Annotated in this window: 22 protein-coding genes; 15 read left to right on the top strand and 7 right to left on the bottom strand. The window is 47.0% G+C overall.

What is annotated here, in order from left to right; genetic code table 11:
- Window positions 1-8 precede the first annotated feature (8 nt).
- Both ACP7FG_RS12505 and ACP7FG_RS12500 read right to left on the bottom strand, forming a co-directional pair.
- Window positions 9-230, bottom strand: coding sequence for a DUF2970 domain-containing protein (locus ACP7FG_RS12505; protein WP_054490200.1), 222 nt, complete (start codon window positions 228-230; stop codon window positions 9-11).
- Window positions 230-532, bottom strand: a complete 303-nt coding sequence (locus ACP7FG_RS12500) for a hypothetical protein (RefSeq protein WP_054490202.1) — start codon at window positions 530-532, stop codon at window positions 230-232. The genes ACP7FG_RS12505 and ACP7FG_RS12500 overlap by 1 nt, the downstream gene beginning before the upstream one ends.
- Window positions 533-667: 135 nt before the next feature.
- On the opposite strand from ACP7FG_RS12500, the gene rpe reads away from it, so the two are divergent.
- From rpe to ACP7FG_RS12475, 5 genes are all read left to right on the top strand, one after another.
- Window positions 668-1,342: a ribulose-phosphate 3-epimerase gene (rpe, locus tag ACP7FG_RS12495; protein WP_054490204.1), complete on the top strand. Its 675-nt coding sequence runs from the start codon at window positions 668-670 to the stop codon at window positions 1,340-1,342.
- Window positions 1,343-1,352: 10 nt separating this feature from the next.
- On the top strand, window positions 1,353-2,360 hold the full coding sequence (gene trpS, locus ACP7FG_RS12490) for a tryptophan--tRNA ligase (RefSeq protein ID WP_054490206.1): 1,008 nt from the start codon (window positions 1,353-1,355) through the stop codon (window positions 2,358-2,360).
- Between the two features lie 8 nt (window positions 2,361-2,368).
- Entirely contained in the window at window positions 2,369-4,417 is a 2,049-nt protein-coding gene (locus ACP7FG_RS12485) for a putative bifunctional diguanylate cyclase/phosphodiesterase (RefSeq protein WP_439226570.1), read from the top strand.
- Window position 4,418: 1 nt separating this feature from the next.
- The gene (locus ACP7FG_RS12480; protein ID WP_439226569.1) at window positions 4,419-5,000 is read left to right on the top strand and encodes an anthranilate synthase component II; all 582 of its coding nucleotides are present in this window, start codon (window positions 4,419-4,421) and stop codon (window positions 4,998-5,000) included.
- Window positions 5,001-5,068: 68 nt separating this feature from the next.
- Window positions 5,069-6,235: an HDOD domain-containing protein gene (locus ACP7FG_RS12475; RefSeq protein ID WP_439226568.1), complete on the top strand. Its 1,167-nt coding sequence runs from the start codon at window positions 5,069-5,071 to the stop codon at window positions 6,233-6,235.
- A 4-nt stretch (window positions 6,236-6,239) separates the two neighbouring features.
- On the opposite strand, the gene ACP7FG_RS12470 is transcribed toward ACP7FG_RS12475, so the two are convergent.
- Window positions 6,240-6,947, bottom strand: a complete 708-nt coding sequence (locus ACP7FG_RS12470; protein ID WP_439226567.1) for a flagellar brake domain-containing protein — start codon at window positions 6,945-6,947, stop codon at window positions 6,240-6,242.
- 337 nt (window positions 6,948-7,284) lie between these two features.
- Here ACP7FG_RS12470 and ACP7FG_RS12465 point away from each other — a divergent pair, with 337 nt between their 5' ends.
- The 6 genes from ACP7FG_RS12465 to ACP7FG_RS12440 all read left to right on the top strand — a co-directional run bounded on the left by ACP7FG_RS12465 (window position 7,285) and on the right by ACP7FG_RS12440 (window position 12,748).
- Complete coding sequence (locus ACP7FG_RS12465) at window positions 7,285-8,490, top strand: aspartate aminotransferase family protein (RefSeq protein ID WP_222237025.1); 1,206 nt, start codon at window positions 7,285-7,287, stop codon at window positions 8,488-8,490.
- Window positions 8,491-8,503: 13 nt separating this feature from the next.
- Entirely contained in the window at window positions 8,504-9,526 is a 1,023-nt protein-coding gene (gene astA, locus ACP7FG_RS12460) for an arginine N-succinyltransferase (protein WP_439226566.1), read from the top strand.
- Between the two features lie 14 nt (window positions 9,527-9,540).
- The gene (astD, locus tag ACP7FG_RS12455; RefSeq protein WP_439226565.1) at window positions 9,541-11,010 is read left to right on the top strand and encodes a succinylglutamate-semialdehyde dehydrogenase; all 1,470 of its coding nucleotides are present in this window, start codon (window positions 9,541-9,543) and stop codon (window positions 11,008-11,010) included.
- Between the two features lie 70 nt (window positions 11,011-11,080).
- On the top strand, window positions 11,081-11,431 hold the full coding sequence (locus ACP7FG_RS12450) for a DUF3802 family protein (protein ID WP_439226564.1): 351 nt from the start codon (window positions 11,081-11,083) through the stop codon (window positions 11,429-11,431).
- Between the two features lie 30 nt (window positions 11,432-11,461).
- The gene (locus ACP7FG_RS12445) at window positions 11,462-11,893 is read left to right on the top strand and encodes an OsmC family protein (RefSeq protein WP_439226563.1); all 432 of its coding nucleotides are present in this window, start codon (window positions 11,462-11,464) and stop codon (window positions 11,891-11,893) included.
- 3 nt (window positions 11,894-11,896) lie between these two features.
- Window positions 11,897-12,748 carry a 23S rRNA (adenine(2030)-N(6))-methyltransferase RlmJ gene (locus tag ACP7FG_RS12440; RefSeq protein WP_439226562.1) on the top strand — a complete coding sequence of 284 codons (852 nt, stop codon included), beginning with the start codon at window positions 11,897-11,899 and terminating at the stop codon, window positions 12,746-12,748.
- On the opposite strand, the gene ACP7FG_RS12435 is transcribed toward ACP7FG_RS12440, so the two are convergent.
- The 3 genes from ACP7FG_RS12435 to ACP7FG_RS12425 form a co-directional block, all read right to left on the bottom strand.
- Entirely contained in the window at window positions 12,749-13,648 is a 900-nt protein-coding gene (locus ACP7FG_RS12435) for a phosphoribulokinase (RefSeq protein ID WP_054490221.1), read from the bottom strand.
- Window positions 13,649-13,723: 75 nt separating this feature from the next.
- A complete protein-coding gene (locus ACP7FG_RS12430) occupies window positions 13,724-13,948 on the bottom strand; it encodes a SlyX family protein (protein WP_054490223.1) in 225 nt (74 codons plus the stop codon).
- The gene (locus tag ACP7FG_RS12425) at window positions 13,945-14,940 is read right to left on the bottom strand and encodes a WD40 repeat domain-containing protein (protein WP_439226561.1); all 996 of its coding nucleotides are present in this window, start codon (window positions 14,938-14,940) and stop codon (window positions 13,945-13,947) included. Before ACP7FG_RS12425 ends, ACP7FG_RS12430 begins: the two co-directional genes overlap by 4 nt.
- A 94-nt stretch (window positions 14,941-15,034) precedes the next feature.
- Here ACP7FG_RS12425 and fkpA point away from each other — a divergent pair, with 94 nt between their 5' ends.
- Window positions 15,035-15,781 (top strand): FKBP-type peptidyl-prolyl cis-trans isomerase, encoded by a 747-nt coding sequence (fkpA, locus tag ACP7FG_RS12420; protein WP_222235861.1) that lies wholly within the window; start codon window positions 15,035-15,037, stop codon window positions 15,779-15,781.
- 61 nt (window positions 15,782-15,842) lie between these two features.
- Here the strand turns inward: fkpA and ACP7FG_RS12415 are convergent, their stop codons facing one another.
- A complete protein-coding gene (locus ACP7FG_RS12415) occupies window positions 15,843-16,319 on the bottom strand; it encodes an Rsd/AlgQ family anti-sigma factor (RefSeq protein WP_054490229.1) in 477 nt (158 codons plus the stop codon).
- A 102-nt stretch (window positions 16,320-16,421) separates the two neighbouring features.
- Here ACP7FG_RS12415 and nudC point away from each other — a divergent pair, with 102 nt between their 5' ends.
- The 3 genes from nudC to ACP7FG_RS12400 all read left to right on the top strand — a co-directional run bounded on the left by nudC (window position 16,422) and on the right by ACP7FG_RS12400 (window position 19,539).
- Window positions 16,422-17,219, top strand: a complete 798-nt coding sequence (gene nudC / locus ACP7FG_RS12410) for an NAD(+) diphosphatase (protein ID WP_222235860.1) — start codon at window positions 16,422-16,424, stop codon at window positions 17,217-17,219.
- 78 nt (window positions 17,220-17,297) lie between these two features.
- Window positions 17,298-18,374 carry a uroporphyrinogen decarboxylase gene (gene hemE / locus ACP7FG_RS12405; RefSeq protein WP_439226560.1) on the top strand — a complete coding sequence of 359 codons (1,077 nt, stop codon included), beginning with the start codon at window positions 17,298-17,300 and terminating at the stop codon, window positions 18,372-18,374.
- A gap of 109 nt (window positions 18,375-18,483) precedes the next feature.
- The gene (locus tag ACP7FG_RS12400) at window positions 18,484-19,539 is read left to right on the top strand and encodes an efflux RND transporter periplasmic adaptor subunit (RefSeq protein ID WP_278358966.1); all 1,056 of its coding nucleotides are present in this window, start codon (window positions 18,484-18,486) and stop codon (window positions 19,537-19,539) included.
- The last annotated feature ends 1 nt before the right edge of the window (window position 19,540 follow it).

The following is a 19,540-nucleotide window of genomic DNA, read 5'->3' as shown; positions in this document are numbered from 1 at the left end:
TATTTACGTCAGGCTACGTTCGCCATCACAATATTGACGAGGCCAACTAAACCAAGTACAAACAAAATGGTAAGAATAACGCCAATGATTATGTAGGCTTTGGGGCTTCCGTGCTGGAAGTCTCGTTGGCGGTTTTTTTCGGTTTGCACACCTAAAAATGCAGCGAGAACACTCACCACCATACTGACAATGCCGAGCTTAGGTGCTTTGTTATCGGAAGAATCTGACATTAATCGGTGTATTCGTTTTGGTAACGTTTTTTGCTGCTATCGCTTGAGCTTGAGATTAACTCAACCAAATCGAAAAAGTGGAACTGTACCGAACGACTGTCACCGGTTAACCAACTAAACCAGGTAACTTGCTCTGCTGCTAATTGGCACTGAGTTGAATTACTGTTTTGTTCGGATTCAGTCATAAGTTGTTGGCATTTTTGGGTAGCATTTTGTTGGGCCATAAGAGACGACGGGCTCACCAAAGCAAATGCGGTAAACGCAGCTAATGCCAGTGAAGTAATCATTGTGAGTAGTCGCATAAAGCCTCTCCAAAATCTAGATTGACCAATTTATCAGCGATTTTGTAAAAATTCTAGTCATCGATGCGAATTTTTTTGTCCGGGGTTAACTGCTACAATAACGCTCTTTGTTAATCAAGGTCGGGAAAACGAACGATGAAACCACTAATTGCGCCATCTATACTGTCTGCAGACTTCGCCCGTTTAGGTGAAGAGGTAGATGCGGTATTAAGTGCAGGTGCCGATGTTGTACATTTTGACGTTATGGATAATCACTATGTCCCTAACCTCACTATCGGGCCTATGGTTTGTAAAGCGCTGAGAGACTACGGTATCAAAGCGCCTATCGACGTACATTTGATGGTGAAGCCTGTTGATCGGATTATTCCTGACTTTGCAGAAGCCGGTGCTTCCATTATTACTTTCCACCCAGAAGCTTCCGATCACGTTGATAGGACTTTGCAGCTCATCCATGAAAGTGGTTGTCAGGCTGGGTTGGTTCTAAACCCTGCGACGCCGCTGCACTACCTTGATCATGTAATGGATAAAGTCGATGTGATTTTGCTGATGTCAGTAAATCCGGGCTTTGGAGGGCAGTCATTTATTCCTTCAACTCTTGATAAGTTGAGAGCTGTGCGTAAACGTATAGAAGAGAGCGGTCGTGATATCCGTCTGGAAGTCGACGGTGGAGTTAAGGTTTCAAATATTGGTGAAATTGCGGAAGCTGGCGCGGATATGTTCGTTGCGGGTTCAGCTATTTTTAATACGGATGATTACGCCAGTGTCATCCAGACAATGCGCGATGAAATCGCTGCGGTAACAGGTTCGTAGAGGAATAAGAATGTCTAAACCAATTGTATTAAGTGGTTGTCAGCCGTCAGGGCAGTTGTCTATTGGTAATTACATTGGCGCACTACGTCAGTGGGTGAATATGCAGGATACTCACGACTGCAAGTTCATGCTGGTTGATCAACACGCAATTACCGTGCGTCAGGAACCTGAAAAACTACAGCAGGCAACACTGGATGGTCTGGCTTTGTATTTAGCCTGCGGCCTGGACCCGGAGAAAAGTACCGTCTTCATCCAGTCGCATGTTCCTGAACATACTCAGCTGGCCTGGGTTCTCAATTGCTACACACAAATGGGTGAGCTCAACCGCATGACGCAGTTTAAAGATAAGTCTCAGCGTCACGCTAATAATATTAATGCTGGATTGTTTACCTACCCGGCGCTGATGGCGGCAGACATTCTGTTGTATCAGGCAAACGAAGTGCCGGTTGGTGATGACCAGAAGCAGCACCTGGAAATGACACGTAATGTGGCCGAACGCTTCAATAATCTGTACGGCAATATTTTCACCATTCCAGAGCCAATGATTCCAAAAGTGGGCGCGCGGGTCATGTCGCTGCAGGAGCCGACTAAGAAAATGTCAAAGTCGGACGACAACCCAAATAACTTTGTTGGCTTACTGGAAGAGCCGAAGAAAATTCTGAAGAAAATAAAGAAAGCCGTTACCGACTCCGATGAACAGGCACGCATTTACTTTAATCCTGAGGAGAAGCCTGGCGTTTCAAATTTACTCAGCATTATGTCCGCAGCTACCGGTAAATCAATTGACGAATTGGTTCCGGAATATGAAGACAAAATGTACGGACATTTAAAAGTCGATGTAGCGGAATCAGTGGTTGCTATGCTTGAGCCTATTCAGCAGCGATATCACGAAATGCGTAATGATCAGGCGTTCTTGCAGCAAGTTATGAAGCAAGGTGCTGATAAAGCACGTGAAGCCTCAGCAAAAACTTTGTCAGATGTTTATAAAGCGGTAGGTTTTGTACCTTACCCTGGGTAATTGTCATTATGGTGAGTGAGTCTCCGGAACAGCGCGAACAAGAATTGTTAACCAGCGTCGAGACTATGGCTAACATTGGTAGCTTTTGGTACGAACCGGCGACGGAACACCTATATTGGAGCCGCCAGTTAAGAGAGATTCACGGTATAACCGACAATGAGCCCATTAATTATGAAAAAGCGATGGCGTTTCATTTACCTGAGTACCGGGAAAACATAAAGCAGCTTGTTGCGCAAAGCCTGGAGTTCAATAGAAGCTGGTCGGCAGAGAGTTGCCTGGAAGACACCGCTGGCCATATTCACTGGGTGACCATTACCGGAGTGACTAAGCAATTAGAAAGCGGTGAGACGGTTCTGTTTGGTGCGATTCAGGATGTAACTGAAAAAAAACACCGGCTGCAGCAATTGCAGGAACAGACAAGCGCGCTTCGCAGTACTCTGGATAATTTAATTGACGCCGTTATTACAATTGATAGCAAAGGTATCATTACTAACTTTAGTGCTCCGGCGGAGCGGATGTTTGGATACAGTGAAGCTGAAGTTAAAGGTAATAATGTCAGTATGCTCATGCCTGAGCCCTACGCCAGGGAGCATGACCGTTATATTGAAGCTTATCAGGAGACGGGTCGGGCGCGTATTATCGGCATTGGTCGAGAGGTTCAGGGCAAACGTAAAAATGGTGAAGTATTTCCCATCGATTTAGCGATAACCGAGGTAAGCCGTGCCGGAGAAGCGCAGTATATAGGTGTTATACGAGACATTACCGAACAAAAAGAGAACGCGCGTAAGCTGGAGTATCTGGCCAACTTTGATGAGCAAACGGGTTTACCGAATCGTCACCGCTTTCTCGACTTGGTAGAAAAACGCCTGGAGAGTAACCGGGCAATAGTCGTTGCTGCAGTTAATATGGACTACTTTAATCGGGTGAATACCATACATGGGCATGAAGAGGGTGACCGTGTTATTCAGTTAATTGCGCAAAGACTGAGAGAGGCTATTGGAGACTCGGGCTGGATAGCAAGAGACCTTGGAGACAGGTTTTGGGTGGGAGTCATGCGTGACTCTACGCAGGCTGGCCTCGAGGTTATCAGGAAACTGCATGACGCTCTGCGTGAGCCCTTTAGAACGAAATTTCAGACACACTATTTAACGGCAAGTATTGGGGTCGGTTTAAGCGGCGGCGATGAGAATGCATCCGAGCTACTGTCTCTGGCTGATACAGCCACCTCTAATGCGCGTCATAACGGGCGTGACCAAATTGCGGTTTACGAAGCGGAAATATCCGAGTCCGTTGTTGCCGACGCGAAAACCGAGGTTGCCTTGCGAGCGGCCCTGGGGAAAAGGCAATTTGAATGTTGGCTTCAGTCGAAAGTCGATACCCAGGGCGTTATTCGTGGCGCAGAAGCTTTGATGCGTTGGCGTAATAAGAACGGTGAGCTCGTTTCCCCCGCTCAGTTTATTCCGGTAGCAGAGCGCTTACAGCTTATTATTCAAATGGCCAGAGAATTACTGCAGCAGGTAGCCTTTACACTGAACAAATTAAAAACACAGGGGCTGGATGACAATATCGCTGTTAATGTGAGCCCGGTTGAGTTTTTGCAAAGTGACTATGTGGAAACCGTACAGCAGATTTTTGCGGAGTATGATGCACCACTGAACCAGTTGACCATGGAAATTACTGAAAACCTGCTTTTAGCTGATGCCGAGAAAGTGCAGCAAACTATGGCCCGTCTTGCTGAGCTGGGCGTTGTGTTTTCAATTGATGACTTTGGTACCGGCTACTCTAATTTATTGAGAATTCAGCAGTTACCCATTACTGAATTAAAAATAGACAGAGAATTTGTTCAGCTCGCGGAAGTGAATGAAAAGCACATGGGCTTGCTAATGGCAATGTTAAACATGGCTCGTTCTTTGTCGGTTTCCTCGGTAGCTGAAGGGGTAGAGACCGCCGAGCAAGTTAAATTGCTTGGCGAAAATGGTGCTGATTTATTGCAGGGGTTTTACTTTGCAAGACCCGTGCATTATAAAACCTGGCTGGATGAGCGGTTGCCTCAGTAGCATGATCGTACTAATTGATAACTTCGACTCATTTACTCACAACCTGGCTCGCTATTTCCGTGAATTGGGGGAAGATGTTGTTGTTCTTCGTAACAATGAAATAACAGTTTCGGGCATTGAAGAGCTCTCTCCGAAAGCTCTTGTGATATCTCCCGGACCTTGCACACCCAACGAGTCCGGAGTGTCTTTGGCTGCTATTCAACACTTTGGAAAGAAGCTTCCGATACTGGGCGTTTGTCTTGGGCACCAGGCATTAGCTCAGGTATTTGGCGCCAAAGTTGTTCGCGCCGAAAAAGTGATGCATGGAAAAACATCGATTATTCGACACACCGGTAACGGATTGTTCCAGCAGTTAGACAACCCTCTTGAAGTGACGCGCTACCATTCGTTGGTAGTTTGCCCCGCCAGTTTGCCAACAGATTTCTTAATTGATGCCGATACAGAGAGCGAACGAGGAATGTTGGAGATTATGGCAATAAGGCATAAGGACTTACCTTTATTTGGCGTACAGTTCCACCCAGAGTCGGTAATGACAGCTCAGGGCCATAATTTGTTAGCGAATTTTTTACGTTATATACGATAATCAGTAAGTAGCATTTGTGAAGTTTATTCAACATAATGCTGCCGCAGTTCAGTTAATATAGAGGTAATATGTTCCACTTTTTTGCGGGTACTACGGAAGGCGGCAGTAATGACCCGGCCCTGCGTTTAGAAAAACGTTTTATCAACTATTTGATAAGTTTTCCGTTTGCGCGCAAAGCTCGTTCAAAGGCTGACGGTAGCGACGAGGAAGACAAAGAGCAGTTACGTAAACTGCTGGAAGTGGAGCGTCTGAACTATGAAGAACGTGACCGTAAGGCCCAGGCGCGGCAACGTTATGCTGACCGTATTTCTGACGAACTGCATGAAGAAATCTACCACCGCGCATTGAAAACGATAGATGACGGCGATTACATTCGCGAACGTCTGATACCGCTTCCTGAGAAACTGCCAGAGCTACTTGATACCCTAAGTCTGAAAGCCGCTTCTATGCGCCGCATTGAGTCAGTGGTGCAAGGTATGGACTGGTTTCACACAGGGTTGCTTCGAACGGTCAATCAACCTCCTTTTATCGATCGTAACAAGCAGGTAAAAATTGATAATTTACGTGTTGCCATGAGTTTTGTGGGCACCGAAAACCTGCGACTGTTAGCGCCTGCATACATCATGCAAAACTGGCTGCCTCCGGCTGCACAACCTTTCATGTTGTTCCGTCGTAAAATTTGGGAACACTCTTTGGGGACGGCTATTGCAGCGCATAACATTGCGGTAGAGCGTAAGCTGCGGGATCCGGTACTTGCTTATACTATTGGCATGTTCCATGAGCTTGGGAAAATAGCGTTAACCAAACTGTATCTTCGCTTATTCGACGACGTGCAACGTGAATTTGCGATGCAAAGTGTGAACGATAAATCACCTGAGCGGCATAATACGATTGTAAAACTGACTCCGGATGAGCGCTTTTTACGCGACTTAATGTTAGAGAAGGACAAAGACGTCAGTTACCTGGTGGCTGAAGGCTGGGGGTTGAAACGCGTTCCTGTTAGTAAACACCTGTTAGCTTTCACTCAAAGTAAGACCGCAGAGAATGAATCTGATTACGCGCAAGCTCTGGCGCAGGCAAACGCCTATTGTGAATTCAGAATGTTAAGAGAAGTGGACTTAGCCAGCCTGGAAGAAGGTAAACACCTGTTGAATAAGCACTCGATAACAGCAGACACCATTGCACGCTTAAATAATGTTAGTTTAAAGCGACCGCCTATTGTTGTGCCGGAGTAAAGCGTTAACACTCAAATTCTGTGTCTATCAACAGATGGTCGAACACATTATTAATATGGGCTTCATCGTCGGTGAAGCGGACTCCAACACTGATCATCCCTCGTTCTTTGCGTTGGTTCATAATTTGGCCTGAAAGGCTCAGTGCTTCTTTATGCGCGCCAGAACCAATACCCACCTTAATATTCATATGAGTAACATTACCGGCTTCATTGGGCGTGGCTTTAAAAACGATTCTGCATCCGGCGGAAGAGATATCGACAATGACGCCACTGGCGAGCTTTTTCTTAGTGCTTGCCTGACTATTGTCCGCAGTGACATCAACCGGAATGTGGGTGCGTACTCGCTTTTGCGCTCTTAACGCTCTGTTCTCAACTTGCTCAGGGTATTCTAAATACAAGAACCTGAACGGGAAGTTAGTTACCGCTCTAATTTTCGTTTTAAACGCAATACACTCGCCGGTCTCTCCCTCTAAAACCAATCGGACAATAACTGGGTTACCCTCAAATAAAACATCTGAATAGCTCCCTTCGGTACGGGGGTTGGGCTGTTTTAATAAAAGGTATTTGCCGGTGTCAAAACCGACCAGCTGGAGTTTTGTGCGTACTTTCGCTGCGGACGCAAACTCTACATCAATCATATCGCCTGGACGTAAGTAAGCCAGCTTTAGCTGTGGTTGAGAAGGGGATTCCAGAGTTGGGGTCTGATTGTCCATAGTATTCTCTGTCGTCGAGCATTCAATAAACTTCAGGCTAAGGTAAGTACTAATAAAAAGCAATGCAATTTTTCGTATCTAAATGTTACAAGGTGTTTAACAAGTTGACTTGAGAAAAAATTATGACTAAAGATTCATTCTTTCTGCATGCATTAGCATAACTATTCGCATCTGATGCAAGAAAAGCGTAAAGCCCCGTTTTAAGCGATTTATAACGGAATTATCACAGACAAAGTGAACAAATTTTGGCATAATAACGGGCTACTTTGAGAAATGAATTTGTTGACACCTTTGTTAACTCGCTAAGGCGATAAGGACGAGAGTAATGGCAGACAATATGACAGTAAACCGCGAAATGTTTAATGACGTAATGGTTCCCAACTATAACCCTGCATCAATGATCCCGGTAAAGGGCGAAGGCGCCCGGGTATGGGACCAGGACGGTCGTGAATACGTTGACTTTGCAGGCGGTATTGCTGTGAACTGTCTTGGTCATTGCCACCCGGCGATGGTGTCAGCTCTGCAGGAACAGAGCCAGAAGCTTTGGCATTTAAGTAATGTGTTTACTAACGAGCCGGCAATTCGTCTGGCGAAAAAGCTGACCGAAGCAACTTTTGCTGATCGTGTTTATTACGCTAACTCAGGCGCTGAAGCCAACGAAGCGGCATTAAAACTGGCGCGTCGCTGGGCGATTGAAAAGCACGGCGAACATAAACAAAAAATCATTGCTTTCACTAAAGGCTTCCACGGGCGTACTTTCTTTACGGTAACCGTTGGTGGTCAACCAGCATACTCTGATGGTTTTGGACCGAAACCTGGCGGTGTTGATCATGTTGATTACAACAATATTGATGCGCTAAAAGCGCTGATTTCTGATGACACCTGTGCTGTCATGATGGAACCGCTGCAAGGTGAAGGTGGCGTGGTTAGCCCTGACGTGGAGTTTGTGAAAGCGGTACGTGAACTTTGTGACCAGAACAACGCGTTGCTCATTTTTGATGAAGTGCAAACGGGTTTTGGCCGTACCGGTAGCCTTTATGCTTACGAGCAGTTGGGTGTTACACCGGACATTCTGACGTCAGCGAAAGCATTGGGCGGCGGTTTCCCTATTGGCGCTATGCTAACAACAACTGAAATTGCAGAGCATCTTAAACCAGGTACACACGGCAGTACTTACGGCGGAAACCCGCTGGCTTGTGCTGTGTCAGAAGCGGTGTTCGATATTGTTAATACCAAAGAAACTCTGGATGGTGTTAAGCAACGCGAGCAGTGGTTTAAAGAGCAGCTGGCGGCAATTAACGAAAAATATAACGTGTTTAGCGAAATTCGTGGCCAGGGTCTATTGCTTGGCGCGGCAATGAATAAAGAATACGAAGGACGCGCGCGCGACTTCCTTTTAGCTGGTCAGGAGCATGGCGTAATGGTTTTAATTGCCGGCGCTAATGTCGTGCGCTTTACCCCGTCACTGGTTATTTCTGAAGAAGACGTAAAAGAAGGCCTGCAGCGCTTTGAAAAAGCCGTTGCTCAGGTTGTCGGTCAATAACTGAGGCTGTTTTATGTTGCTAATCAGACCCATTAAGCCGTCAGATTATGAAGCGTTATATCAGTGCGCGATTGAGTCCGGTCATGGTTTTACTTCCTTACCGGTAGACCAGTCGCTGCTGGAGCGTCGTATCAATGCGGCGCAAAAGGCTTTTGCTAAAGACACCGTTGAAACACCCGGTGATGAAAGCTATCTGTTTGTTATGGAAGATACCGAAACTGGTACTATTGCAGGTGTTAGTGGTATCGAAGCTGCGGTGGGTTTGAATGAAGCCTTCTGGCATTACCGTTTGGGTAAAGTTGTGCATCATTCAGAGAAGCTCAATATCTATAATGCGCTGGAAACTCTCACTCTGTGTAATGACTACACCGGTGTTTCCGAGCTATGCACGTTGTTTTTGCGAGAACCTTACCGACACAACATGAACGGACGTACATTGTCACGTTTCCGCATGTTGTTTTTGGCGCAATTTAAACAACGCTTCAGTGACTGGGTAATAGCCGAAATGCGCGGCGTCTCAGATGAAAATGGAGACTCGCCATTCTGGAACTGGCTGGAAGAGAACTTTTTCTCAATGGACTTTCCAAAAGCCGACTACTTAAGCGGAATTGGCGATAAAGTCTTTATTTCTGAACTGATGCCTCGCTTCCCTATTTATACCAACTTGTTGAGTAAAGAAGCGCAAGCGGTGGTCGGGAAGGTGCACGACAATACGCGCCCGGCCCTTAAACTGTTGGAATCGGAAGGTTTCCGTTTCAGAGGTTTTGTGGACATTTTTGACGCCGGACCAACGGTTGAAGCGGAAGTTTGTAATCTCAACAGTGTGCGTAACAGCCGTTTAGTGCCGGTAGCAGTGCACGACTCGGTAGCAGAAGATGAGGGTGTTCCTCATATTGTGTGTAATACGCAGTTGAAGAACTTCCGCGCGACAAAGCTTTCTTTGCCAGAAGGCGCAGAAGAACTCATATTGACGACAGAACAAGCACAGGCAATGCATTTAGAAAGCGGCGATGAAGCCCGCATTGTTGCACTCTAAGCAGGAGTATTTGTATGACGAACAGTATTCAATTTATCGATGGTTGTTGGGAAGTAGGCGAAGGTCAGTTGTTTAAATCAATTGATCCAGCCCGTAATGAAGCTATCTGGAGCGGTGAATCCGCCAGTGAAGCTCAGGTAGAAAAAGCGGTAATGGCTGCTCGCAAAGCCTTCCCTGACTGGGCGGGCCGCAGCGTTGAAGAGCGCTTAGCCATCTGCAAAAAGTTTTCAGCGTTACTTGAAGAAAATAAAGAGCACTTGGCGCAGGTCATGGCAAAAGAAACCGGCAAACCTGTGTGGGAAACCCGTACCGAAGTGGGCGCTATGATGGGCAAAGTCGCGATTTCTGAGCGTGCTTACCATGAGCGCACGGGTACCGTGGAAAACGAAATGCCGGGGGCTAAAGCCTTTATTCGTCATAAACCACACGGTGTGGTTGCCGTCTACGGTCCTTATAACTTTCCGGGACACTTGCCAAACGGGCACATTGTACCAGCACTAATTGCCGGTAATACGGTAGTGTTTAAGCCAAGTGAACTCACACCAATGGTTGCTCAGGAAACCATTAAGTTATGGGAAAAAGCAGGCATTCCAGCCGGCGTTTTAAACCTGGTTCAGGGCGAAGTTGAAACCGGTAAAGCATTATCGGCACACCCTCAAATTGATGGCTTGTACTTCACCGGCTCATCAAACACTGGACACTTGTTACACAAACAATTTGGCGGTCGTCCAGACAAAATTCTTGCGTTGGAAATGGGCGGTAATAACCCCTTGCTGGTTACTAACGTTGCTGACATTGATGCGGCGGTTCATAACATCGTACAGTCGGCTTTTATTACTTCAGGTCAGCGTTGCACATGTGCACGCCGCTTGTTCATTGAAGACTCAGAACAGGGTCGGGCAGTGCTTGAGCGTTTAATTGAAGTGACTGAAAATATTTTGGTCGATGACTACGAAGCAGACCCTCAGCCGTTTATGGGCGCAATGATTTCTGCTAAAGCTGCGGGCGAAATGGTCGATGCACAAAATGAGTTGCTGCATAAAGGCGCTAAGTCATTAGTGCGTATGAAGCAGGCTGACTCGAAGAAAGGTTTTGTAACCCCGGGCATCGTCGATGTTACCGGCGTTGAAAACCTGCCGGATGAAGAGCATTTTGGTCCGTTACTAAAAGTGTATCGCTTTAAAGATATTGATGAAGCCATCAAAGAAGCGAACAACACACGTTACGGCCTATCTGCCGGTGTGCTTTGTGACGATGAACAAACGTATCGTTACTTTTTCAAACATATTCGCGCAGGTATTGTGAATTGGAATAAGCCGATTACGGGTGCCAGCAGCGCAGCACCTTTCGGCGGCATTGGAGCAAGTGGTAACCATCGTGCCAGCGCTTACTATGCGGCCGACTACTGTGCGTATCCGGTTGCATCAGTGGAAGCTGATAGCATGAGTTTACCTGAGAATTTAGCGCCAGGGCTTAAATTTTAATCACAATCTGTGCTAGTTTATCGGCTGGGCAACGTGAATGGTTGCCTGGCCGCGTGACAAAGAGAAGCAGATGATAGTTGAAACAGACGGATATATTGAGCTCATCCAGTACCTGACAGGTCAGTTACCGGTCTTTACTGAGCAGGGTAATAGCGCAAAAACAGCCGATTACACCTTACGTGACTTAATGGAAGAGCGCTTATCAGAAAGCATGATGGCGGTTTTTGAGCAAAACGAGCTTGATCAGGAAATACGTCTGGATATTGTCCGTGAAACCGACGCTATTGTTTACGATTTAGAAGAGGTGTTATCTAAAGTTCTGGATACACACCCAACCCCTCAGCAGGAAGCTTTCATTAATGAGTTTGTCGGCCTGGTGAAAAACCTTTTTGATGAACGCCTGCAAAGTTACCGGCTATAGTTTTCAAGCACTCCAGTAAGGATTCTCCTAATGTCAGCAAATAATATGAGCGCGAAGGTTGCCTGGGTTGATGATATGACCTTTGTGGCTACATCAGGTAGTGGCCACCAGGTGGTTATGGACGGTGACAGCCCGGGAAATGCGCCAAGTCCAATGGAAATGGTGCTGATGTCCGCAGGAAGTTGTGCATCGGTTGATGTTGTCAGCATTCTTAAAAAAGCCAAACAAAACCTACACCGCTGTTACTGCGAGTTATCCGGTAAGCGGGCGGAGTCAGTCCCTAAAGTTTTTACCGAAATTCATTTGGAATTTGTTGTGGTGGGTGAAGACATTAACGAAAAGCATGTTGAGCGTGCGGTGAAGCTTTCAGCCGATAAATATTGCTCCGTTGCTAAAATGCTGGAAGCTTCCGTTAAAATGACACACAGCTATCGCATTGAATCTCCTCAAAAAGCCGACTGACCTTTGAATTACCGACACATTTTTCACGCGGGCAACTTTGCGGATGTTTTTAAACATTTGCTGCAGGCCCGTGCACTTGAGTACTTTCAGCAGAAGAACAAGCCATATTTTGTACTGGATACCCATGGTGGTATTGGCTATTACGATTTACAAGGTGACGAAGCCGTTAGAACAGCCGAAGCCGAGCAAGGTATTGTACGCTTTGTTGAGCAAGCGACGGATGAGCCCTTAGCAAAACAGTATTTACGAATTGTCCGTGGTCTTAACTCAGGCAGTGAGAGTTTGCGTTATTACCCGGGGTCGCCCGTGCTAACCTCAGAGTTTCTGCGCGAGGGTGACCGGCTGGTTGTTTGTGAATTGCACAAAGAAGATGCAGAAACGCTTAAACAGACGCCTTTAGGAAGACATCAACAGGTGCAGGTACTGGCGCCGGTGAATGGGTATGAAGCGGTTCGTTCACAATTGCCCCCAATTGAAAAGCGGGGCCTGGTTCTGATTGATCCCCCGTTTGAAAATACAAGCGAATTCGATGATGTGGTTGATGCTCTTAAACAGGGTTTGAAGCGCTGGAAAAGCGGCAGTTTCGCGGTTTGGTACCCAATAAAAGACGAGTTGAAAACAGCGGCTTTTCATCGTGATGTTGCGGCTCTTCCGGGTATTCCTAAAACCATGATAATGGAGCTCAACATACGAACAAACGATGAACGTAAAGGTCTCCATGGCTGTGGCTTTCTTTGGGTGAATCCGCCTTATGGTGTCGTTCAGGACAGTGAGCAATTACTGCCTTTGTTATGCAAAACATTAGCGCAGGACAAAGGTGCGAATTTTCACAGCCGCTGGCTGGTTGGTGAGTAGTTACTTACTTGATATCCAGTCAACCTGACGTCGTACCTGGTTTTTCCTTTCCATAATTTGTTCAATAAGCGGCGTTAAAATCAATTCCATAGCTAACGCCATTTTGCCGCCGGGCACAACCAGGGTGTTGGTCCTCGACATAAACGAGCCATCGATCATTTGCAGATAATACGGGAAGTCGACGTTTTTAATACCACGAAAACGTATGACAACAAAGCTCTCATCCAGCGATGGTATGTCTTTTGCGCTAAACGGGTTTGAGGTATCGACAGTGGGAACCCGCTGAAAGTTAATATGAGTTCTCGAGAATTGCGGCACAATATGGTGAATGTAATCTTCCATACCACGCACGATACTGGTCGTTACCGCTTCACGTGAGTGACCGCGCTCAGATGTGTCGCGAATCAGTTTCTGGATCCATTCCAGGTTAACTATGGGTACCATACCTATCAGCAGGTCGACATACTGCGCAACATCGTAACCATTACCACAGACACCGCCATGTAAGCCTTCGTAGAATAAGGCATCGGTGCTCTCTGGAAGCTCTTCCCATGGGGTGAACGTGCCGGGCATCTGGTTATAAGGCACGGCATCGTCAAAGCTGTGTAAGTAACGACGAACTTTACCGTTACCAGTTTGCGAGTATGAACGAAATAAAGACTCCAGACGGTCGAAGTCGTTGGCTTCAGCTCCAAAGTAACTGATATGCCGCCCTTGCTCTTGCGCTTTGCGAATGGCCAAATCCATTTCGGGGCGAGAATAGCGATGAAAACTGTCGCCTTCCACAAAGGCGGCGCTGACATCTAACGAGCGAAAGATGTGGCGTACCGCCTGACCTGTTGTGGTAGTTCCTGCTCCTGATGAACCGGTAACGGCAATTATCGGGTGCTTCGATGACATAACATTCTCGCAAACTAAATAAGAACAGTTGTTATACTGACCTGTTTTACCAAGGTCAAGGTAAACTCGATGACTTTAATAGTGAGGTGGCGGTGGTTCAGCGGCCGGATCGGAGTCAGTTGACTGATTCTCCTGCATTTGTTTCAAGCGTTTGCCCAGCCACCGAATCTGCTTTTGCATTTCAGTCATTTGTTGGGTTTGTTCGGTAACCAGCTTATTTAATGAGTTAATGGTGTCTTCCTGAAAGGTGAGTTGCATTTCCAGGTTATCCAACTGCGCTTCAATTTTTTCTATTGTCATTCTTTACTACCTGTTAAATCAATATTCCACCACTCGGCGAGGCCGGCAGAACTTTCACTAATAACCATTTGTTCTTCTTCATCGAAGACGACAGATAACACAGAAGCGTTGCTTGGGCGGCCACCGTCGCGTAAATCTACCCGCCAATGCGAGAGTTGTTTTCCTGTCGCTGAGTCCCAAATTGCAATTTGACGTGATGGTGACCCGGTAAGGAGGTAATCACCGGATGGGCTAAAGCGAGCGGCGCTAAAAATTTTATGACGCTCCATGAATTTAAGCTTGGAAACGGGTTTTCCATCAGGGAGAGAGCGGATAACGGCGTTATCAGTAGCGTCTGCAATAAATGCGAAACGTCCATCAGGGTGCAGAGCAACCTGCGTGGTGCGTCCGTCTAGTGGCCAGCGGTGGACAATTTGTCCGCTACGGGTATCCCATAGTATGGCTGAGTGGTCATTAGAACCACTGAGCACATAAAAACCGTTGGGAGAAATATCCAGTGCATTAATGGTTTCGGTATGACCATAAAATTCAATGCGCCGACCTGAAGCAGGGTTAAAGGCAACCTGTGTGCCATCACGCTTGCCCAGCACCACTGTTCCGCCCTTTTTACTGACGACAAGCTTTTGTATACCCCCGGAACCTATTTTCCAGAACCCTAAGTTTTCGCCGCTCTCAATGTCCCACATGGAGAACTCTTTACGAGAAGCAGCGACGGCAACTGCGCCATCTGCGCTGATATCAACATCGATAATTTGCGAAACTTCACTTTCATTATGTTGCCACTGATACTTTGCGTTGGTGGCGTAACGTGGCCAAAGCAGTAACCCGGTCTCATCTGTAGAAACCAGACTGAAACTGCCATCATCAGCTATATCGGCGGCGTAGGTACCATTTTCCGCGTGAATTGCTTTATTGACCTTCTCTGGTGATGGTTGGCAACCTGCCATGGCAATGAGCAGCATGAGTGCGCTGCACAGCTTGAGAAAAGGCATAGGCAAGTTCCTTATGGTTGTGTAGTATGGGTCTGTTACATAACACTATTATGGCATAGTCCGAAAGGATGCAAGACGATAATTGGAGAAAACGATGAAACAACTGATGAAGCCGTTAGCTATCTCAGCCATCGCGCTGGCGCTGACTGCTTGTTCACAAGAGAAATTTCCTGCTAATGACACTGAATTAGTTGATGAGAAAGACAAGCAGGCGTATGCCTTAGGCTCGTCTGTTGGTGGCTTTATCGCGCGTAACCTGGAGCGTCAGGAAGAAGCGGATTATATGCTTGAGCGTGATGTTGTTATTGCCGGCTTTGTCGATGCGATAAAAGGTGATCCTCAACTGACTGATGAAGAAGCAGAAGAAATTCTAAACGCGATGCGTCAGGAAGTCATGGAACAGCGCCAAAACGTTTTAGGTAAAAAGTCAGAAGAAGAAGGCAAGGCTTATTTAGCTGAAAACGCGAAGAAAGAAGGTGTGCAAACCACTGACTCAGGTCTTCAGTACGAAGTGCTGGAAGAAGGTGATGGAGTCAGCCCTTCAGAAACCGACATGGTTGAAGTTCACTATGAAGGTACGCTGGTAAATGGCGAGGTGTTTGACAGCTCTTACGAGCGTGGCGAGCCAACATCATTTCCATTGAACCGCGTTATTCCTGGCTGGACAGAAGGTTTGCAGCTGATGAAAGAAGGCGGTAAATATCGCTTCGTGATTCCGGCTGAACTGGCTTACGGTGAGCGCGAAGTGGGTGGTGGTCAGATACCGCCAAACTCAACGCTGATTTTTACTGTTGAATTGCTGAACGTTCAAAAAGACGAACTGGATACAGAACAAAAGTAAGAACGGCTTAGTTGATAAAAGCGCCGGTAGATTTGCCGGCGCTTTTTTGTTGGTAACTGTGCTAGGCGGGTATTAGGTTATGTTCGTCTAAATGGTTGAGGAGTTTATCTTCAAATTCCATTCTTAACTCAAGCGCTTCGCCTAATGCGGATAAATCTCTATCGAAGGTTTCACAGTGGTCCGTGGAACTGATATCCCCGTATTTATCGTTAAAGTCTAAGGCAATCTCGGTCGTGTCAGAAATTAAAGGAAATAGCTCATCTGCTAGGTCATCAACAGAGTTTCCCTGCGAGCTGGCCTCGCGCACAATTTGATCATAAATTTCAAAATGACCGCTTGATACATAGTCGACCAGCTGACCGCAAAAGTTCCGGATATCGACAACATCAGGTAAGCCTTGACGGATGCTTTCGTAAGGAGGGAGCGCGGCAAGCTTAAAGTAATTAACTAATAAGTCCTGGCGTTCAGACAACCAGATATCGATACTTTTATGAGCGCCACCCCAGCGCTTTTTTGCCTGCTCATTACGGCTTAACATGATACTCTCCGTTTATAGTTTCAGTACCTAATGTAAATTCAGAAGCATTAGAACTCAACTGATTTTACAGAAAACTCAGCGGATTCGATACGCGGAATTATTATGGCCACTTTGTATTCAAAACCTGCAGATGATGAACCAGCATGGTGGTTCGTCGTCAGCTCCGATCACCTTTTTTTAGATGCAGCCGGCGAAGTGCCATTTGGCTGTTTACAGGAGCTAAGCTTCCCGGATTTGGATGAATACCGGGTTGTCGAGATAGGTGAGCTGCGTGAGCGCAGTTGCTATCTGGTAATGGCAGATTACATGGATGAGCAATTTACAGGAGGTGAGTTTGCTCCCTTGCGACAGCTTCTTGCCGTTGAAGACATGGAAAAGTTTGCAATGGCTGGCAGGGCACGCCAGTTCAGTGACTTCCTCAATACACACCGGTTCTGCGGTCGCTGTGGTGCGCGGATGCAGGCTATCGAATGGGAATTGGCAATGCACTGCAACCAATGCCAGCATCGCTGTTACCCCAGAGTGTCGCCGTGCATTATTGTGGCTATTCGCAAAGGCGATAACATTTTATTGGCTCAGGGTAAGCGACATAAAGCCGGACTGCACTCCATTCTCGCTGGCTTTGTTGAGGCGGGTGAGAGTCTGGAGCAGGCATTAGAGCGAGAAGTTTATGAGGAAGCAGGAATTCGCGTTAAGAACATTCAATACCATTTGAGTCAGCCCTGGTCTTTCCCTCATTCATTGATGATGGGGTTTACCGCCGAGTGGGCAGAAGGTGAGCTGCATATTGACCCACACGAACTGATTACCGGCGACTGGTTTGCTTTTGATAATCTGCCCATGATCCCCCCCGAGGGAACCATAGCAAGAACCTTGATTGATCTCTCTCAAAAGAGGTAAGCACAAGTTTTCATGGAGCCAATGCCTGCGGACTGATAAAATACCGGGCATTGATGTTGATTAAAAATTGGATTCGCTATGACCGCTCCGGCGCTTAAAAATGATCGTTACCTTCGTGCATTGGCAAAACAACCCGTTGATCGCACTCCCGTCTGGATGATGCGTCAGGCTGGACGCTATTTACCTGAGTATAAAGAAGTGCGCGCGCAGGCAGGCGACTTTATGTCACTATGCCGCAATACTGAACTCGCTTGCGAAGTGACCATGCAGCCGTTGCGCCGGTTTGACCTGGATGCCGCCATACTCTTCAGTGATATTCTGACCATTCCTGACGCCATGGGTCTGGGCTTATATTTTGAAACAGGTGAGGGGCCAAAGTTTAAAGACCCGGTACGCAGTATGGCCGCTATTAAAAACCTGGCCGTGCCCGATATGGAAGACGAGCTGGGTTACGTTATGGATGCCGTGCGTGCTATCCGTCGTGAACTGAATGGCAGTGTGCCGCTTATTGGTTTCTCTGGAAGCCCATGGACACTGGCAACCTATATGGTTGAAGGTGGCAGCACCAAAAACTTTTCTAAAGTGAAGCAGCTAATGTTTGCTGACCCTGAAGCCATGCATACCTTGCTGAATGTATTGGCTGAATCAGTGACTCAGTACCTAAACGCGCAAATTGCTGCAGGCGCGCAGTCGGTCATGATATTCGATACCTGGGGCGGTGTACTCTCTCCGCGCGACTACAAAGCATTCTCTCTGGCTTATATGGAAAAAATTGTGGCTGGCCTTACACGGGAAGCCGACGGACGCAAAGTGCCTGTTACGTTATTTACTAAAAATGGCGGGCAATGGCTGGAAGCTATGGCGGCGACTGGTGCGGATGCGCTGGGTGTGGATTGGACAACCGACTTAGGTGATGCCAGAGGACGTGTCGGCGGGCAAGTTGCTCTGCAGGGTAATATGGACCCCAGCGTGCTTTATGCTAAGCCAGAGCGTATTGAAGAAGAAGTACAAACCATATTACAAAGCTATGGTTCAGGTACCGGCCATGTTTTCAACTTAGGTCATGGCATTCACCCTGAGGTCGACCCGGAACACGCCGCTGCTTTTATTAACGCCATTCATAAATACAGCCCAGCGTTTCATTCAAACGACTGAATTTGCGATTAAACCGCTATAATCCTCGTTAAGTGCACCGCCTTTTGGGCGGTGTTTTGCGTACAATGGTCTATGTTAAAGGCGTTGTATTATGAACTTAGAGGTAAACATGGCGAAACGTTCCTGGATAAACCCTATCACTATTGTTGTCGTTATTTTGATTGCGGCAGCCGTGTATCTGTTTGGGTTCCCTCCTGAAGAAAAGGTTGAAGAGGGCAAGGAACAGACTGTCCCGGTAAAAATTCAAACCGCCGAAATTAGTGAGTTTCGCGATACCATCGAAGCACTTGGCACCGCCATGGCCAATGAAACGGTTCGTATTACCGCGCAAACTCAGGACGTTGTTGAAAAAATCTATTTTGAAAGCGGCGACTTAGTTGAGCAGGGACAACTGCTTGCTGAGTTAAATGCTCGCAAAGAAGTTGCCCGTGTGCAGCAGCTTAAGTTTAGTTTGGATGAAGCCAAACGCCAGCTTGAACGAGTCAGTGAACTGCGCCGCGGTAATGCTGCATCGCAACAGCAGTTCGACGAGCAACAAGTACGTGTTAATGGTCTTCAGGCTGACTTAGAAGTGGCTGAAGCGACATTACGCGAAATGAAAATTTATGCGCCGTTTTCAGGCCGTGTCGGTATTCGTGAAATTAGTGCAGGTTCCTTAGTCAGCCCCGGCGATGTGTTTACAACGCTGGATGACATCAAGCCGATTAAAGTCGACTTTAGTGTTCCAGAACGCTATTTCGCCAGTATTGCCGTTGATCAGGAAGTGATTACCCGCAGCCGGGCTTACCCGGGAGAACAGTTTGTCGGACGTATTTCCAGTATTGATTCGCGCGTTGACCCCGTGACTCGTTCCGTGAAAGTGCGCGCTAAAATTGATAATGATGATGAGCGTCTGCGTCCGGGGATGTTGCTCCAGATAACGCTATTGCGGAGCATTGATGAAGCTTTATTGCTTCCTGAAAAAGCTCTTATTCCAATTCAAAACAGACAATATGTGTATGTGTTAACTCCGGATAACCGGGCGCGCCAAAAAGAAGTGACCATTGGTCGTCGTAAGCCGGGAATCGTAGAAATTACTGACGGCCTTAAGCCGGGAGAAAAAGTCATTATAGAAGGCATTGTTCGCCTTCGTGACGGTGTACCTGTTTCTGTGCAGGGAGGTTAAG

The sequence above is a fragment of the Idiomarina sp. ST10R2A5 genome (assembly GCF_051842325.1).
GTDB classification, from domain to species: Bacteria; Pseudomonadota; Gammaproteobacteria; order Enterobacterales; family Alteromonadaceae; genus Idiomarina; species Idiomarina abyssalis.
This window is presented reverse-complemented; position numbering and strand designations above follow the sequence as displayed.

What these genes read in the sequence shown, in the direction of transcription:
- ACP7FG_RS12505 (WP_054490200.1), bottom strand. Translation starts at nt 230, where the DNA reads ATGTCAGATTCTTCCGATAACAAAGCACCTAAGCTCGGCATTGTCAGT.
- ACP7FG_RS12500 (WP_054490202.1), bottom strand. Translation starts at nt 532, where the DNA reads ATGCGACTACTCACAATGATTACTTCACTGGCATTAGCTGCGTTTACC.
- rpe (WP_054490204.1), top strand. Translation starts at nt 668, where the DNA reads ATGAAACCACTAATTGCGCCATCTATACTGTCTGCAGACTTCGCCCGT.
- trpS (WP_054490206.1), top strand. Translation starts at nt 1,353, where the DNA reads ATGTCTAAACCAATTGTATTAAGTGGTTGTCAGCCGTCAGGGCAGTTG.
- ACP7FG_RS12485 (WP_439226570.1), top strand. Translation starts at nt 2,369, where the DNA reads ATGGTGAGTGAGTCTCCGGAACAGCGCGAACAAGAATTGTTAACCAGC.
- ACP7FG_RS12480 (WP_439226569.1), top strand. Translation starts at nt 4,419, where the DNA reads ATGATCGTACTAATTGATAACTTCGACTCATTTACTCACAACCTGGCT.
- ACP7FG_RS12475 (WP_439226568.1), top strand. Translation starts at nt 5,069, where the DNA reads ATGTTCCACTTTTTTGCGGGTACTACGGAAGGCGGCAGTAATGACCCG.
- ACP7FG_RS12470 (WP_439226567.1), bottom strand. Translation starts at nt 6,947, where the DNA reads ATGGACAATCAGACCCCAACTCTGGAATCCCCTTCTCAACCACAGCTA.
- ACP7FG_RS12465 (WP_222237025.1), top strand. Translation starts at nt 7,285, where the DNA reads ATGACAGTAAACCGCGAAATGTTTAATGACGTAATGGTTCCCAACTAT.
- astA (WP_439226566.1), top strand. Translation starts at nt 8,504, where the DNA reads ATGTTGCTAATCAGACCCATTAAGCCGTCAGATTATGAAGCGTTATAT.
- astD (WP_439226565.1), top strand. Translation starts at nt 9,541, where the DNA reads ATGACGAACAGTATTCAATTTATCGATGGTTGTTGGGAAGTAGGCGAA.
- ACP7FG_RS12450 (WP_439226564.1), top strand. Translation starts at nt 11,081, where the DNA reads ATGATAGTTGAAACAGACGGATATATTGAGCTCATCCAGTACCTGACA.
- ACP7FG_RS12445 (WP_439226563.1), top strand. Translation starts at nt 11,462, where the DNA reads ATGTCAGCAAATAATATGAGCGCGAAGGTTGCCTGGGTTGATGATATG.
- ACP7FG_RS12435 (WP_054490221.1), bottom strand. Translation starts at nt 13,648, where the DNA reads ATGTCATCGAAGCACCCGATAATTGCCGTTACCGGTTCATCAGGAGCA.
- ACP7FG_RS12430 (WP_054490223.1), bottom strand. Translation starts at nt 13,948, where the DNA reads ATGACAATAGAAAAAATTGAAGCGCAGTTGGATAACCTGGAAATGCAA.
- ACP7FG_RS12425 (WP_439226561.1), bottom strand. Translation starts at nt 14,940, where the DNA reads ATGCCTTTTCTCAAGCTGTGCAGCGCACTCATGCTGCTCATTGCCATG.
- fkpA (WP_222235861.1), top strand. Translation starts at nt 15,035, where the DNA reads ATGAAACAACTGATGAAGCCGTTAGCTATCTCAGCCATCGCGCTGGCG.
- ACP7FG_RS12415 (WP_054490229.1), bottom strand. Translation starts at nt 16,319, where the DNA reads ATGTTAAGCCGTAATGAGCAGGCAAAAAAGCGCTGGGGTGGCGCTCAT.
- nudC (WP_222235860.1), top strand. Translation starts at nt 16,422, where the DNA reads ATGGCCACTTTGTATTCAAAACCTGCAGATGATGAACCAGCATGGTGG.
- hemE (WP_439226560.1), top strand. Translation starts at nt 17,298, where the DNA reads ATGACCGCTCCGGCGCTTAAAAATGATCGTTACCTTCGTGCATTGGCA.
- ACP7FG_RS12400 (WP_278358966.1), top strand. Translation starts at nt 18,484, where the DNA reads ATGGCGAAACGTTCCTGGATAAACCCTATCACTATTGTTGTCGTTATT.